The organism is Citrobacter sp. ANG330 (assembly GCF_047467925.1).
In the GTDB taxonomy this organism is placed as follows: domain Bacteria; phylum Pseudomonadota; class Gammaproteobacteria; order Enterobacterales; family Enterobacteriaceae; genus Citrobacter_A; species Citrobacter_A amalonaticus_G.
Window position 1 is genome coordinate 68,285 of record NZ_JASJUI010000001.1, and the last position, 14,690, is coordinate 82,974.

Consider the following 14,690-nt stretch of genomic DNA (forward strand, 5'->3'; position numbering starts at 1 on the left):
CCATCCGACACGCTGTCGCGCTATGATGCTTCTCCACCACAGGGAGAATGCTTATGAAACCACAGGTTTACCACGTTGATGCCTTCACCAGAACCCCCTTTCGCGGCAATTCCGCCGGTGTCGTCCTGCATGCCGACGGGCTGAGCGACGCGCAGATGCAACTGATTGCCCGCGAACTGCGCCACTCTGAAACCGCCTTCCTGCTGCAAAGCGAAGACAGCGATGTTCGCATTCGCTATTTTACCCCGACGGTCGAAGTGCCGATTTGCGGACACGCCACCGTCGCCGCGCACTATGTCCGTTCCACGGTGCTGGGGCTTGGCAATACCACGGTGTGGCAAACCTCACTGGCAGGACGTCACCGGGTTGCGGTCCATCATGATGGCGACGACTATCGTATCTCGCTGGAGCAAGGCGCGCCCTCGTTTGAAGCCCCTCTTGAAGGCGACATCCGCGCCGCCATTCTTCGTGCGCTGCACCTGAGTGAAGACGCGATGCTGCCGGGCTTACCGATTCAGGTTGCGTCGACCGGTCATTCCAAAGTGATGATTCCCCTGAAGCCCGAAGTCGATATCGACGCCCTCGCCCCCGATCTTGCGGCGCTTTGTACCATCAGCCAGCAGATTGGCTGCAATGGCTATTTCCCTTTCCTGATCCGTCCAGGAAAAAATGAGACCGACGGTCGTATGTTCTCGCCGGCTATCGGTATTGTGGAAGATCCCGTGACAGGAAATGCGAACGGTCCAATGGGCGCCTGGCTGGTCCACCATAATTTACTGAAACATGACGGGAAATTACTGAAGGTGAAAGGACATCAGGGACGGGCATTAGGCCGCGAAGGTATTGTAGATATTGATGTGGACATTCAGGATAACCAACCGGTTAAAGTGACTATATCCGGTAATGCGGTAATCCTGTTTCACGCGCCATGGGCAATAGATTTTTAAAAATTCTCCGGTAGGAATTATTCCTACCGGAGTGATTTATTTCCCCGTCATGATATTGATAATTTTAAATTCCATTATTAAACATCTTAATAAATCTTAAATTTGATTTAAGAGATTTTATATCTTTAAAATCATACTGATAGCCAAGTACCCTTCTTTTTGCTACCCCCCCTCCCTGTGACAAAATCAGGATCATTTAAGCTGTAATTGATTATTTCACTTCATCTTCAACTGATTTCTTTAGTTACGTAAGATCAATTCATTTGTGATTTATTCAGCGAAATGAAAAATAACTCACTCTTTCACGAATGAATTACAGGAAGGGATTCGGCAGAAATAGCTTTCACAAATAGCTTTCGCTCTGTCTGGAAATCCAAAAGGCAGCACTGAGAAATGTAATATATTCTGTGCTGTATTTGTCTATTAAAAAAGTGAATATGGATATGAAAGAATTTAAATTAACCACTATGGCGCTGTTGATCGGCAGCCTGTTAATGACAAATAGCGTAAATGCAAAAATTTATGATAAAGATGATGGCATTATCACCGGCAGTGGTGCCCTGGTTGCAGGTGGCAGCTATAAAATTATCGGCGTCGCTGGGGAAGATAACACCCTCTTCGTAGAAAACAATGGCGCGATTACGGTGACGGCTCCGGCTGGAACACCGATTGTTAGCGGCATGGGCGAGTTTGAAGATGGCGATTTTTTACTGACGTCTGGCGCTGTTTTAGTTGCCAATAGCGGCACAATCAATTTAGGGTCAGGCTCTACGGTTAATCAGCTTGTCGGAGATTACGTTCCGGGTCAGGTTGAAGGACGCCCGGACCTGGCGCTGGACAATGATTATCACACGATGTTCGCGGTTGGCATTATCAATGTCGGCGGATCAAGCGATGCCTATCTTGCGAAAAAAGGCGCGATTATTGCTGATGATTTAACCATAAACATCAGCCACAAACGTGATAATAAGGACATCATGGGTATTTACGCTGATAAGAATAACGGCGTGATTACCCTGACCGGTGATACCACGGTGAACGCAACCATAACCGGAACGAAGGGACACATTTTTGGCATTTATGCGAAAGAAGGGACCCTCATCGACGCTGAAAACCTGATTGTGAATAACAAGAGTACGGAATATTCCGTCGGAATTGACTCAGAGTCGACAAACTCCGCTCACCGCTCGCTTATTCGTTATCAGAATGCCACCGTAAGATCCGTTGCTGATGACTTTGCAGACGGTATTAATGCTAACGCGGGTTATATTGAAGCCTTTGGCGATACCGTTGTCGATGTCACTGCTAACCGCGTTGGTGCGGTTGCTTCAGGCATGTGGCTTTCTGATGGTCTTGAAGGCATCGATCTGGATTCGTACATCACCACCCATGGAACGACGACGCTGCTGCTGAAATCAGGCGCGGATAACACGACTCTTGAGGCTCTGGGCTCAATGGGGTCCTCGCAATACACGGGAAATGACCTGAACATTACGCTCGATACCCAGGGACACCAACAGACCGCCGGTTCCGGTCTTATGGCCAGTAAAGACCAGGCACTGACGGCGGGTAAAATCGACATTAACGGTCATCTGAACATTGATGTTGTTGATACTACCCGCAGTGGTAGCTGGAAATACGTTCAGGCGAACAAAGGCGGCGAGATCACGCTAAACGGTGAAGTGCAACTGGGGGTTAACTACAATGACCCGGATGCCACCGCCATTCTGGCGGAAAACGCTGACTCCCGCGTGACGATTAACCCACAGAAAATCCAGGTTGTCGGGACGATTGAAGCCCTGGATTCCGCCGTGGTTGATGTCAGTGCGATTAACCAGTCGCGTTTCGTCGGCGGGATGGTCACCAACGGCAATGCGGTGAATAATCTGTCGCTGGCCGATGGCTCAGCCTGGAATATGACCAAAAGTTCTCAGCTCACCAACCTGACGCTGAATGACTCCACGCTGACCTTTATGCCGGCTGCCGCAAAGCGTCGTATGCTGACGCGTGATGCCACGAGCTTCAAAACCCTGACGGTGGACGGTGATTACGCCGGTACTAACGGTAACCTCGTGATGAACACCCAACTGGGCGATGACAGCTCACCAACTGACCGGATGATCGTTGCGGGCAACACCTCGGGCACCACGAATGTAAAAGTGCTCAATGCCGGGGGCGCGGGTGGACTGACAACTGACGGCATCGAACTGATTAGCGTCGCTGGCAATTCTGACGGTGAATTTAAACAGAATGGCCGTATCGTGGCAGGCGCTTATGACTACACCCTGCAACGCGGTGAAGGTGAGAACAACAAAAACTGGTATCTGAGCAGCGCCCTGTCTCTGTCTCCTGCGTCACCTGAAATGCCTGACACACCCACTTCACGCGAACACGCGGTACGTCCGGAAGCCGGTCTGTACGGTATGAACCTGCAGGCGGCGAACACGATGTTTAACACCCGTTTGCAGGATCGTCTGGGTGAAACGCATTATGTTGACGCCCTGACCGGCGAGAAAGCGGTCACCAGCCTGTGGCTACGTAACGTTGGCGGGCATACCCGTCAGAAAGACAACAGCGGCCAACTGGATATGCAAAGTAACCGCTATGTGGTGCAACTGGGCGGCGATATCGCGCAGTGGTCTTCGAACAACACCGATCGTTACCACCTGGGTTTGATGGCCGGTTACGCTAACCAGAAGAGCCGTGCGGAAAACCAGCGTAATGGCAACCGGGCTGACAGCCGCGTTAGCGGTTACAGCGTCGGTCTGTATGGTACCTGGCTGCAGGATAATGCCACATTCGAAGGTGCCTACGTTGACACCTGGGCGCAGTACAGCTGGTTTGATAACACCGTTTCTGGTCGTGATGTTGAATCAGAAGAGTATGATTCCAAAGGCTTCACCGCGTCTGTTGAATCCGGTTATACCTGGAAACTGGCGGAACTGAGCGAACGTAACTCGCTGTATATTCAGCCAAAAGCCCAGGTAACCTGGATGGGCGTGAAGGCGGATGAGCACAAAGAAGTTAATGGTACTCGCGTCGAAGGCAACGGCGATGGCAACATCCAGACTCGCGTCGGCGTGCGTCTGTTCGGCAAGGGCCACAATCAACTGGACGACGGCCAGGATCGCAACTTCCAGCCGTTTGTGGAAGCCAACTGGATCCACAACAGCAAAGACTTTGGCGTCTCGATGAACGGCGAAAATGTGAATCTGGCCGGCGCACGCAATATCGGTGAACTTAAGGCCGGTGTCGAAGGACAGTTGACGAAGAATGTCGCACTGTGGGGGAACGTTGCTCAGCAGGTTGGCAACAATGACTACAGCGATACCTCCGCGATGATCGGTATCAAAGCCTCGTTCTGATGAAAAACACCCGGTAAGCGCATGCGCCTGCCGGGTGTTGTTTATTTCCCCGCTTCCGGATGCGTATCAAACGCCGCCATTACCCTTGCCAGCTCACTTTGCGTAAAGCCATGTTTCGCGTCTGTCACGCCTAAACCAAAACGCTCCTGAAGCAATGCGTACAACGAAGCGACATCGGGCAAATTGACCTGTTCTACGGCCCTGTCCCCTTCGTAATGGGTGAAATGGAAATTGGTGAGAGTCAGTTTCCCCCCGTCCGGCAAATGACGGCACATCAGCAGGTGATGACGGAAATGCGATTGCGGCCAGTGCGCAGACCAGAAATTACCCATCACGTGGTCGCTTTGCTGTACCACATTCTGATCGAAACGATACATAGACTGCCAGCGATCATGATGACAGAACTGCAGGATCCAGTCATCGCCCTCCTGTTGCAAACGGTATTCACCGTGCGGCGTCTTCTGGACAACATCCACTTGCAGACGAATGGGGGCAGTCAGCGTCTGACCGCCAAATCCGACATCGGCGATCCAGGATTCATTGTCAAGCTCAACCAACAGCAGGCGATGGGTGCGCGGTGGCAACGTCGGTGGATTTGCCAGCACCACGCGTCCTAACAGGCTGCGTACGGTAAAGCCCAGTTCGCGTAGTACGCGCTCAAATACGCCATTTTGCTCAAAGCAATAGCCACCGCGACGTGCGCTAATCAGTTTCTCTTCCAGCGCCCGGTCGTCAAGGTGCATTTCTCGCGGTAACAGCACGTCAAGATTCTCGAACGGGATAGTGCAGTTATGCTGCAAATGTAGCGCCCGAAGCGTCTCAATATTCACATCGGCGCGCCCTGACCAGTTCAGTCGGGCAAAATAAGCATTCAGGATAGGCGTCATCAGATTTCCTGTCGGTACCATTTCAGTGTGCTTGAGTATAAACTACGCCTGCGCGGTATGTGTCATACTTCTCTCATGATAATACTTAATAACATGGTATGACGGTCATCATATTCTGCCCGTCAATTTCTTGCCCTCTTCTTCTTGCAACTTCACACCTTACCTTTAAATAAGAGACGCCCCCAAAGAGGACAGTAAATCATTTCAGGGTGATAATGACAGGATGGCCTAATTATCATTACTGATAATATCCTTTCACGATCACAAAAAAGAAAAATCATAAGGTCATTACAAAATATTAGAATTTTCACGCCCCATGCCATTAATTTAAAAATATGCCTGCCATTAATTTAATGGACGATGGAGAGAGGTTGCAATGTTTTAATGATAATCCACAACAAAACATAATTAATCTGAATAATATGTTAATCGGGGCGTCCCGTCTGAGCGGTTCTATTTCACTGCTGAACTGAAATAGACGCTGCATTCATTTTTTAAGGGAATATATGCGTATATCTGTGATAAGTGCAGCGATCTGCTGCGGTATTTTTGGAATGAACGCCAGTCAGGCTGCCAGTCTCACCATCGAACAAAGACTGGCGATTCTGGAGGCGAAGGTCAACCAGGCTCAGCGCGAGGCACAGGAAGCAAAAGCGCATGCGCAGAAAGCGGAAATGCGTACGCAGAAGGCGGAAGCGCGGGCGGATGTGGCAGAAAAGCAGTTGCAGCAACTCACCGTGCGGGCAACGGCGAGTGAACAGATGGTGCAGGAAACCGATAAAAAAATGACCGCACAGATGGCAAAGGATCGTGCACATGACGGTTTTGAATTTAATGCTTACGCCCGCGCCGGTTTATTAGTCAATAATCATGGCAAAGGCGGACGAGGTGGACCGTCAGTCTCTCCTGCCAGTTCGTTAAATGGTGACGCTCACGCCGGACGTCTTGGCAATGAAAAAGATAACTATATTGAATTGAGTCTTGGAAAAAGAGTGACCTTTGATGATGGTTCCTGGACTCACTTTAAAACCATGATCGCCGATGGTGCCAACAGCCCCGACCCGTGGGTACAGGATAATAACAGCCACCATATTAATGTGCGGCAAATCTATGTTGAAATGGGGGATTTTAATGATTTCACCGGGCCAACGAAAAACGCCATAATATGGGCGGGAAAACGTTTCGACAGCCGAAATTTCGACATCCATTTTACGGATAGCAATATTGTGTTTCTCGGCGGCGCGGGAGGTGGAATAAGCGGTGTAAAATGGACGCCAGCTTTCCAGGGTGATTATAACGTTTACGGACGTAATTTTGGCGACTTAGGTGGTGACCATTATAACGACAATGATATTCAAGATCTGATGTTCACCGCCAACCATTATTACAATAACTGGCAACTGATGCTCACGGGCCTGACGGCACAGGGCAATGACAAACTGAAAGATACCACCTCCACCACCGGCAGCTACGCGTTACGCAGCGATAATTCAGCGACGCACGGTTATTTCAGTATGCTGGCATACCATGATAAGCAGCAGTTTTACGGCCTCGCTCCCGGCGTATCTGAAACCGCCTTGCAGTATGGTCGCGGCCTCGGCGCTGAAGCACGCCAGATCGGCAGCGATGGAGATTTAACCGATAAGGCCATGTCCGTCCGTTTTGCCTCTTACGGCATCCTGCCTTTCGCCAAAAACTGGCAACTGGCCCCCTCCGTCATCGCCCAACACAGCGAAGACCGCTATCGTAATGGCGATCGTTACGACTGGGCAACCTTTAACCTCCGCGCCTCTCAGGCGATCACCACTCATTTTGCTCTGCTTTATGAAGCATCATGGCAATATATGGATCTGGACGCCAATGGCAGAACCTACCGCGATAATAATGCGGTGAACACCTATCAGAATGTGAAAGGCGGTTTCTATAAACTCACCTTCGCCCCTACGTTCAAAGTGGGAAATGTCTTTGATATTAAAGCGCGACCGGAAATCCGTTTCTTTGCCACCTACATGAACTGGGATAAAGAACTGGATCGCTACGCGACCAATGATGATTTTGGCAGCGCAGGCTTTACTGCTGGCGGGAACTGGAACTTCGGTGTTCAATCTGAAATCTGGTTCTGATGAGGCTTACCGCGGCAGGCCATCTGCCGCTTCTTCGCCGAACGCAGAGTGCACGCCAGGTTAACCTTTTTCATATCCGCTGATTGGCGCAACGTCAGTTTTCATTAATACTCAGAAAAACCCTTTGCGAGACAATTCTATGAGTCGATTCCGCCCTGTCGATTTACGCCACGCCAGTCGTCTGCTCAATCATGGCCCTACGGTGCTGATCACCAGTCGCGATGAGGTCAGCAACCGGCGCAATATCATGGCCGCCGCGTGGTCTATGCCCGTCGAGTTTGAACCGCCGCGCCTCGCCATTGTGGTCGATAAAACGGCCTGGTCGCGGGAGTTAATTGAGCGCAGCGGCCTGTTTGGCATCGTTATTCCTGGTGTCGCCGCCACCAACTGGACTTACGCCGTCGGCAGCGTTTCCGGGCGCGATGAAGACAAATTCAACTGTTACGGTATTCCGGTGGTCAAAGGACCGGTGCTGGGACTTCCGGTAGTTGAAGAAAAATGTCTGGCCTGGATGGAGTGTCGCCTCCTCCCCGCCACCGCCGCACAGGAAAAATACGACACCTTATTCGGCGAAGTAGTGTCTGCCGCTGCCGATGAGCGCGTGTTTACCGACGGTCGCTGGCAGTTTGATGACGATAAGCTCAATACCCTGCATCATCTGGGCGCAGGAACGTTCGTTACCAGCGGCAAACGTGTGACGGCGGGCTAACTACGCCGTCACCACCGTGATCCCCTTCGCGCTCATGGCGCGGATCCAGCTCTCATCGGTATTCTCTTCCACGACGACCGTATTAATCAGCGATACGTCGCCAATGGCAAAAGGAGACGCGGTACTGATCTTCTCCGGTGAGGCCAGGACAATGGTTTCCGCTGCTCTGCCGGAAAGTGCACGTTTGATGCACGCTTCTTCGTAATCTCCCGTAGTTAACCCCGCTTCCGGGTGAATGCCCGTCACGCCCATGAAAAAGAGATCGGCCTGGATGTTACGCATACCTTCAACCGTCGCCGCGCCTACCGTGACAATTGAGTGCTTAAACACGCGCCCACCAATAAGTATGATCTCGATAAGCGGATGATTGATCAGCCCTAATGCGATGCCCGGACTGTGGGTCACCACGGTAATATTTAAATCATCCGGCAGACACGCGATCAGTTCTGTTGTTGTCGTTCCACCATCAATGATCACCACCTGACCGGGTGTAATCAGCGTGGCTCCTTTTTGCGCCACGCGCTTTTTGGCGTCGGTTTTCAATGACTTTCGTTCAAGAAACGGCGCTGTCGCACCAGAAGAAGGCAACGCCCCGCCATGCACGCGCTGTAGAAATCCTTCCGCGGCAAGTTCACGTAAATCGCGACGAATCGTGTCTTCAGAAACCGCAAACCGGTTACTGAGCGCCTTCGACAACACCTGACCTTCGGCGGCCAGCAGTTCAAGGATCAATTTTTTACGCTGTTCGGTAAGCATAGGGTCATTCCTGAATGTGCACGATTTATCTTGATCATGCACGAATCTGCTGTTTATGATACTTACTCTACAAACGCAATGCCTGACAAGCAACAAAAACGTGCAGAAATACGCATTTCTGCCTACGACATACAAGCAGTGAGGATATCATGACAGCAAAACTCATATTGATCGCCGGCCCTTATCGCAGCGGCACAGACGGAAAGCAAGCCCTGATCGACGCCAACCTTCAGCGTCTGGAAGCGGCAGCGCTGGCCGTTTACCAGCGCGGACATATTCCGCTGATTGGCGAATGGCTCGCGTTGCCGCTGGCTAAGGCGGCAGGTTCTACGTCGTTAGATGATGAGATTAGCGAAGCCATGCTCTACCCGGTCGCCCACCGCCTCATCGCTCGCTGTGACGCGATTTATCGAATTGAAGGGGCGTCCAAAGGCGCCGATATGGATATTGAGGTCGCTCGCCAACATGGACTGACAATCTATACCTCAATCGATGACATTCCACAGAACAGATGAGAGGCAGACTACAGGTAAAAACGAGCGAGCCGCCTGAAGAAAGGGATAAATTTGAGTTCTGGTTCAATATCGTCACGCCGTAACCCGACGTTGCCCGGTCAACTTTTGTATGACCGGGCTCTTTATCACATGCTGTAGCCCGGCTTTTTAATCAGCGCGTCCATTTGCGGTTCAATTTCGCTATCCCAGACGCCCTGCCACTTATCCTCCGGCACTTCAGTCAGCGCGACACTCACCGAGCGCTCCTTGCTTTGCAGATGACGGATGATCACCTCCGTTATATCATCGGCCAGCGCCGCTTTTTGTTCATCATTCAGGTCGCGCGGAAAACATTTAATATCAACGTGTGGCATAGCAGGTTCCTTATTGTCAGTGTGACGTTAACGCTAGCACACTCAACAACATGTATGTGTCGGTTTATGCGGATTCACGCTCGATCAGGTGAAAACCGATATCGATAATGGCCTCTTCCACTGCCGTCTGTTCAATGCGATTCGCCAGCAACGTGGCGGCCCGCTGGCCAATAGCGCGGCGGTCGACGCTGACGGTGGTAATCGACGGACGGTTGCTGGCGGCAAAATCAAGATCGCCAAAACCAATGACGGCCAAATCCTGCGGAATTCGTAAGCCACGACTTTCTGCTTCCATCATCGCGCCCTGTGCCAGGGTATCAGAACTGCAGACAATCACATCGAATTCCCCTTCGCTGAACAGTTGCGTCAGTCCACTTCGTCCCAGCGACAACGACGCCGGCAGCGGCACATCCACCTGAGGCACATCATGAATCTCATGACGAGACAGCACGCTGCATAACCCCTGCTTACGTTGACCGGCGCGGCGATCGGCGGTCCACAGCAAACCGGGTCGACGATACCCTTTACGCAACAGATATTCTCCAGTGGCCTGTCCGACTTTTTCATGGGAGAAACCGACCAGCATATCGAGCGGCGTTGGCGTGAGATCCCAGATCTCCACCACCGGAATGGCGGCATTCAGTATCACTTTTTTCAGTTCACTGGTGTGGTGAATGCCGGTTAATACCACGCCGTCGGGACGCCGGGAAAGCAGCGTTGCGACCAGCTCCGCTTCCGTCTGCTCGGTATAACCGGCCACGCACAGGAGAATATGGTAACCACGTCTTGCCAGTTCATCGCTCAGCGACTGGATCGTATCGACGAACATGTTGTTGTTGATTTGCGGCACCACAACAGCAATCAATTTACTGCGCCGTGACGCCAGGCCACCCGCCAGCGCGTTGGGAATATAACCAGTCGCCCGCACGGCCAGCATCACTTTCTCAACGGTTTTAGGCCGCACAAGCTGTGGCGTATTCAGCGCCCGACTCACCGTCATGGGCGACAGTCCCGCACTGCGGGCAACGTCTTCCAGCGTTGGCGCGCGAGGTGGTTTTGTGCTCTTCACTGTGGGGCCCCTGAAAATTCGCTGATTTATCTGCGCATTATTCATCATGCGTGTGGCTATTGCCAGCTTCTGACCGGAAGCGGCGCGATTACAACCGCTTACTTTCTCCTCATGTGTAAAAAATGTTAGCGCCATCATTAAGTATTGTGCATTTTACCAGATCGTTTTGGAATGTGAGCTATCTGGCACGTATCTCCCTTATTTATTCGGCATATGTGATCGTTTGTTCAATTTGACATCAACTCTCTGGATTAATTTTTTCCATAAGAATAGAAATGTTAGCGCAATCATTTTACACCATTAAGGAGAGTAACATGTCTTTAAGCGCGAATTCTGACGCCGTAACCTATGCCAAAGCGGCCAATGCCAGAACGGCAGCGGAAACCGGCGATCGTATTGAGTGGGTGAAGTTATCACTGGCTTTTCTGCCGCTGGCTACCCCGGTGAGTGACGCCAAGGTGTTGACCGGTCGCCAGAAACCGCTTACCGAAGTGGCGATCATCATTGCGGAGATCCGCAGCCGCGATGGATTTGAAGGCGTCGGTTTCAGCTATTCAAAACGCGCCGGTGGTCAGGGTATTTACGCTCATGCCAAAGAGTTAGCCGACAACCTGCTCGGTGAAGATCCGAATGACATCGACAAAATCTACACCAAACTGCTGTGGGCGGGCGCATCCGTTGGCCGCAGCGGCATGGCGGTTCAGGCCATCTCCCCTATCGATATCGCCCTCTGGGACATGAAAGCCAAACGTGCCAGCCTGCCGCTGGCAAAACTGTTGGGCGCCCATCGGGACTCCGTGCAGTGCTACAACACGTCCGGCGGCTTTCTGCATACGCCGCTCGATCAGGTACTGAAAAATGTGGTGATTTCGCGCGAAAATGGCATTGGCGGGATCAAACTGAAAGTTGGACAGCCCAACTGCGCCGAGGATATCCGCCGTTTAACCGCCGTTCGCGAAGCGCTGGGTGATGACTTCCCGTTAATGGTCGATGCCAACCAGCAGTGGGATCGTGAAACGGCAATCCGTATGGGACGCAAAATGGAGCAGTTCAATCTCATCTGGATTGAAGAGCCTCTGGACGCCTACGACGTTGAAGGTCACGCCCAGCTTGCCGCCGCGCTGGATACGCCCATCGCAACCGGTGAAATGTTGACCAGTTTCCGCGAGCACGAACAGCTGATTCTGGGTAACGCCAGCGATTTCGTCCAGCCAGATGCCCCGCGTGTAGGCGGCATCTCGCCATTCCTGAAAATTATGGATCTGGCCGCGAAGCACGGTCGTAAACTGGCGCCGCATTTTGCTATGGAAGTTCACCTGCATCTGTCCGCCGCCTATCCGCTGGAGCCGTGGCTGGAGCATTTCGAATGGCTGAACCCGCTGTTCAATGAACAGCTTGAACTGCGCGATGGTCGCATGTGGATCTCCGATCGTCATGGTCTGGGCTTCACCCTGAGCGAACAGGCACGCCGCTGGACTCAATTAAGCTGCGAGTTTGGCAAACGCCCTTAATTCCCATTGGCGGGAAGCATTCCCGCCCTCTTACCTTACAGAACGCTTTCTGCCCTTACCGAGGAGTAGAGAATGAACACAATGATAAAGCGCACCAAAGTGCGTTACAGTATCCTTATATTTTTATTTCTGGCCACCGTATTTAATTATGCCGATCGGGCGACATTATCCGTCGTCGCGCCGATTATGAGTAAAGAATTAGGCTTTGACCCTGAAGCGATGGGGCTGGCTTTTTCGTCTTTTGGTATTGCGTATGTGATCATGCAATTACCCGGCGGCTGGTTATTAGACCGCTACGGTTCGCGCCTGGTTTATGGCTGCGCACTGATCGGCTGGTCACTGGTGACCATGTTCCAGGGCACTATCTATCTTTATGCCAGCCCACTGATAGTGCTGATTATTCTGCGTTTACTGATGGGCGCAATCGAGGCCCCCGCCTTCCCGGCAAACAGTCGCTTAAGCGTACAGTGGTTCCCGAATAATGAACGTGGGTTTGTCACCTCGGTTTATCAGGCGGCGCAATATATCTCGCTGGGGATAATTACCCCGCTGATGACCATTATTCTGCATAACCTGAGCTGGCATTTTGTCTTTTATTATATCGGCGCCATTGGCGTTATTCTCGGTGTCTTCTGGTTAATTAAAGTTAAAGATCCGATGCACCATCCGAAAGTGAATCAGCAGGAAATTGACTATATTCGCGAAGGTGGCGGTGAACCGATGCTGGGCAGTAAAAAAGAGACGCAAAAGGTCTCGTTCGCGCAGATCAAAAGCGTCTGCGTCAACCGGATGATGATCGGTGTCTACATCGGGCAGTTCTGCGTCACCTCTATCACCTGGTTCTTCCTGACCTGGTTTCCGACCTATCTGTATCAGGCTAAAGGGATGTCGATTCTGAAAGTGGGCTTCGTTGCCAGTATCCCGGCGATTGCCGGATTTATCGGCGGCCTGCTCGGCGGGGTGTTCTCAGACTGGTTACTTAAGCGCGGCTACAGCCTCACTATCGCGCGTAAACTGCCGGTAATTTGCGGCATGCTGCTCTCCTGCGTGATTGTTATTGCTAACTACACCTCTTCGGAGTTCGTGGTCATTGCCGCGATGAGCCTGGCCTTTTTCGCAAAAGGGTTTGGCAACCTCGGCTGGTGCGTCCTCAGCGATACGTCGCCGAAAGAGGTACTGGGCATTGCGGGTGGCGTCTTTAATATGTGCGGCAACATGGCAAGTATCATCACCCCGCTGGTGATCGGCGTGATTCTGGCCAATACCCAGTCGTTTGACTTCGCCATTTTGTACGTTGGCTCAATGGGCCTGATTGGCCTGATTTCCTACCTGTTTATTGTTGGACCGTTGGATCGCATTACGCTAACCCCGTCTGCTGCCTGATTGTCCGTATGGCGACGCTTTCGCCCCGCTGTTCCAGGATTGCACTCCCCCGGAACAGCGTTTTTTTAACGCGTGTACCGCGACTCTCGTTGCTTTCAGATGATCCCATTGTTTTTCAACACCTGGCGTAATTCTGCCCGCTGACAGACTGCATCCGCTATCGCGCTGATATTCGGCGTATTATCCTGGAACCAGTCATGGCCCGGTCCCCACGTACGCATCACGCACAGATAACAGTCGAGCAGCGTTAACTGTTCGCCGAAGGCATACGGTTCCGCACTTAATTGATCGTTCAGCCAGAGGTAGAGCGATTTACGGTATTCGATACAGTTCTTTTTCAACGATGCGGGCGCATCAGGAACCCAGCGTTCCGGATAGTCGGCATATGTAAATGTCGGATAGATATTGGCCACCAGCCAGATCAATAAACGCTGAAACTGCTGGCGCTCTGTACGCCCGACGGGCGGTGCCAGATCGGGACGACGATCGAGTACCATCAGCGCGATGGCGGCGGTTTCGGTCATCACTTCGCCATTTTCAAGCGTCAGCGTCGGGACCTGGCATAGCGGATTGATTTTTTGCAACAGATCGCGCTGCGGTCCTTCACGGTCAAAACCGCTGACATCGACAAAACGATACGGAATGTCCGCCAGGGTAAGCATTACTTCGCTGATCGCTGACCCCCACCCAGGCGCGCCATAAAGCTTAATCATACTGCCTCCTGCAGGTTAAAACTCTAAGTGTAGAGTAAACTGCCTGTCTGGCACGGCCTTATGACCGCTCCTCCCGTTTGCACCCTACAAAATTTAATAGGTCAGGAAAAATCATCTGTCTGGCCGCATGGGTGCTGGCTTATTTTCTTTTTGGCATCGTTTTATTGGTCAGATTTCACTTAAGAAAGTGCCCTGACCTTTTCAGGTTACGCAGTTGTATTTATTTTTTCATTTTAATGACATGTCATTTTATATAACGCATGTAAATTTCATTTTAAATACTTTCACCATTCTGATGTTTAGTAGAGAATGCAGCATTCTAAATATATCAATAGCTATTATCCGTCAGCCCCGGCTGT

Annotated in this window: 12 protein-coding genes; 7 read left to right on the top strand and 5 right to left on the bottom strand. The window is 51.6% G+C overall.

The genetic code is table 11. The annotated features are described in order from the left end of the window. Positions 1 to 53 precede the first annotated feature (53 nt). Together QNN88_RS00310 and QNN88_RS00315 are read left to right on the top strand one after the other, a co-directional pair. Entirely contained in the window at positions 54 to 947 is an 894-nt protein-coding gene (locus tag QNN88_RS00310) for a PhzF family isomerase (protein ID WP_414238476.1), read from the top strand. A 443-nt stretch (positions 948 to 1,390) separates the two neighbouring features. Next, the gene (locus QNN88_RS00315; protein ID WP_414238477.1) at positions 1,391 to 4,312 is read left to right on the top strand and encodes an autotransporter outer membrane beta-barrel domain-containing protein; all 2,922 of its coding nucleotides are present in this window, start codon (positions 1,391 to 1,393) and stop codon (positions 4,310 to 4,312) included. 41 nt (positions 4,313 to 4,353) lie between these two features. On the opposite strand, the gene nhoA is transcribed toward QNN88_RS00315, so the two are convergent. Further along, complete coding sequence (gene nhoA, locus QNN88_RS00320) at positions 4,354 to 5,199, bottom strand: N-hydroxyarylamine O-acetyltransferase (protein ID WP_414238478.1); 846 nt, start codon at positions 5,197 to 5,199, stop codon at positions 4,354 to 4,356. Positions 5,200 to 5,705: 506 nt separating this feature from the next. On the opposite strand from nhoA, the gene QNN88_RS00325 reads away from it, so the two are divergent. Then, positions 5,706 to 7,322 carry a carbohydrate porin gene (locus QNN88_RS00325; RefSeq protein WP_414238479.1) on the top strand — a complete coding sequence of 539 codons (1,617 nt, stop codon included), beginning with the start codon at positions 5,706 to 5,708 and terminating at the stop codon, positions 7,320 to 7,322. Positions 7,323 to 7,461: 139 nt separating this feature from the next. Continuing rightward, the gene (locus tag QNN88_RS00330) at positions 7,462 to 8,031 is read left to right on the top strand and encodes a flavin reductase family protein (RefSeq protein WP_414238480.1); all 570 of its coding nucleotides are present in this window, start codon (positions 7,462 to 7,464) and stop codon (positions 8,029 to 8,031) included. Here QNN88_RS00330 and QNN88_RS00335 read toward each other — a convergent pair whose 3' ends face one another. Next, entirely contained in the window at positions 8,032 to 8,787 is a 756-nt protein-coding gene (locus tag QNN88_RS00335; protein WP_414238481.1) for a DeoR/GlpR family DNA-binding transcription regulator, read from the bottom strand. A gap of 149 nt (positions 8,788 to 8,936) precedes the next feature. Here QNN88_RS00335 and QNN88_RS00340 point away from each other — a divergent pair, with 149 nt between their 5' ends. Continuing rightward, positions 8,937 to 9,302: an NUDIX hydrolase gene (locus QNN88_RS00340; RefSeq protein ID WP_414238482.1), complete on the top strand. Its 366-nt coding sequence runs from the start codon at positions 8,937 to 8,939 to the stop codon at positions 9,300 to 9,302. Between the two features lie 125 nt (positions 9,303 to 9,427). Here QNN88_RS00340 and pptA read toward each other — a convergent pair whose 3' ends face one another. Together pptA and QNN88_RS00350 are read right to left on the bottom strand one after the other, a co-directional pair. After that, on the bottom strand, positions 9,428 to 9,655 hold the full coding sequence (gene pptA / locus QNN88_RS00345) for a tautomerase PptA (protein WP_414238483.1): 228 nt from the start codon (positions 9,653 to 9,655) through the stop codon (positions 9,428 to 9,430). A 64-nt stretch (positions 9,656 to 9,719) separates the two neighbouring features. Next, positions 9,720 to 10,724: a LacI family DNA-binding transcriptional regulator gene (locus tag QNN88_RS00350; protein WP_414238484.1), complete on the bottom strand. Its 1,005-nt coding sequence runs from the start codon at positions 10,722 to 10,724 to the stop codon at positions 9,720 to 9,722. Between the two features lie 314 nt (positions 10,725 to 11,038). Here QNN88_RS00350 and QNN88_RS00355 point away from each other — a divergent pair, with 314 nt between their 5' ends. After that, complete coding sequence (locus tag QNN88_RS00355; protein ID WP_414238485.1) at positions 11,039 to 12,235, top strand: L-talarate/galactarate dehydratase; 1,197 nt, start codon at positions 11,039 to 11,041, stop codon at positions 12,233 to 12,235. A gap of 72 nt (positions 12,236 to 12,307) precedes the next feature. Further along, positions 12,308 to 13,618: an MFS transporter gene (locus QNN88_RS00360; RefSeq protein ID WP_414238486.1), complete on the top strand. Its 1,311-nt coding sequence runs from the start codon at positions 12,308 to 12,310 to the stop codon at positions 13,616 to 13,618. Positions 13,619 to 13,713: 95 nt separating this feature from the next. Here the strand turns inward: QNN88_RS00360 and QNN88_RS00365 are convergent, their stop codons facing one another. After that, positions 13,714 to 14,331: a glutathione S-transferase family protein gene (locus QNN88_RS00365; protein WP_414238487.1), complete on the bottom strand. Its 618-nt coding sequence runs from the start codon at positions 14,329 to 14,331 to the stop codon at positions 13,714 to 13,716. Positions 14,332 to 14,690 lie beyond the last annotated feature (359 nt).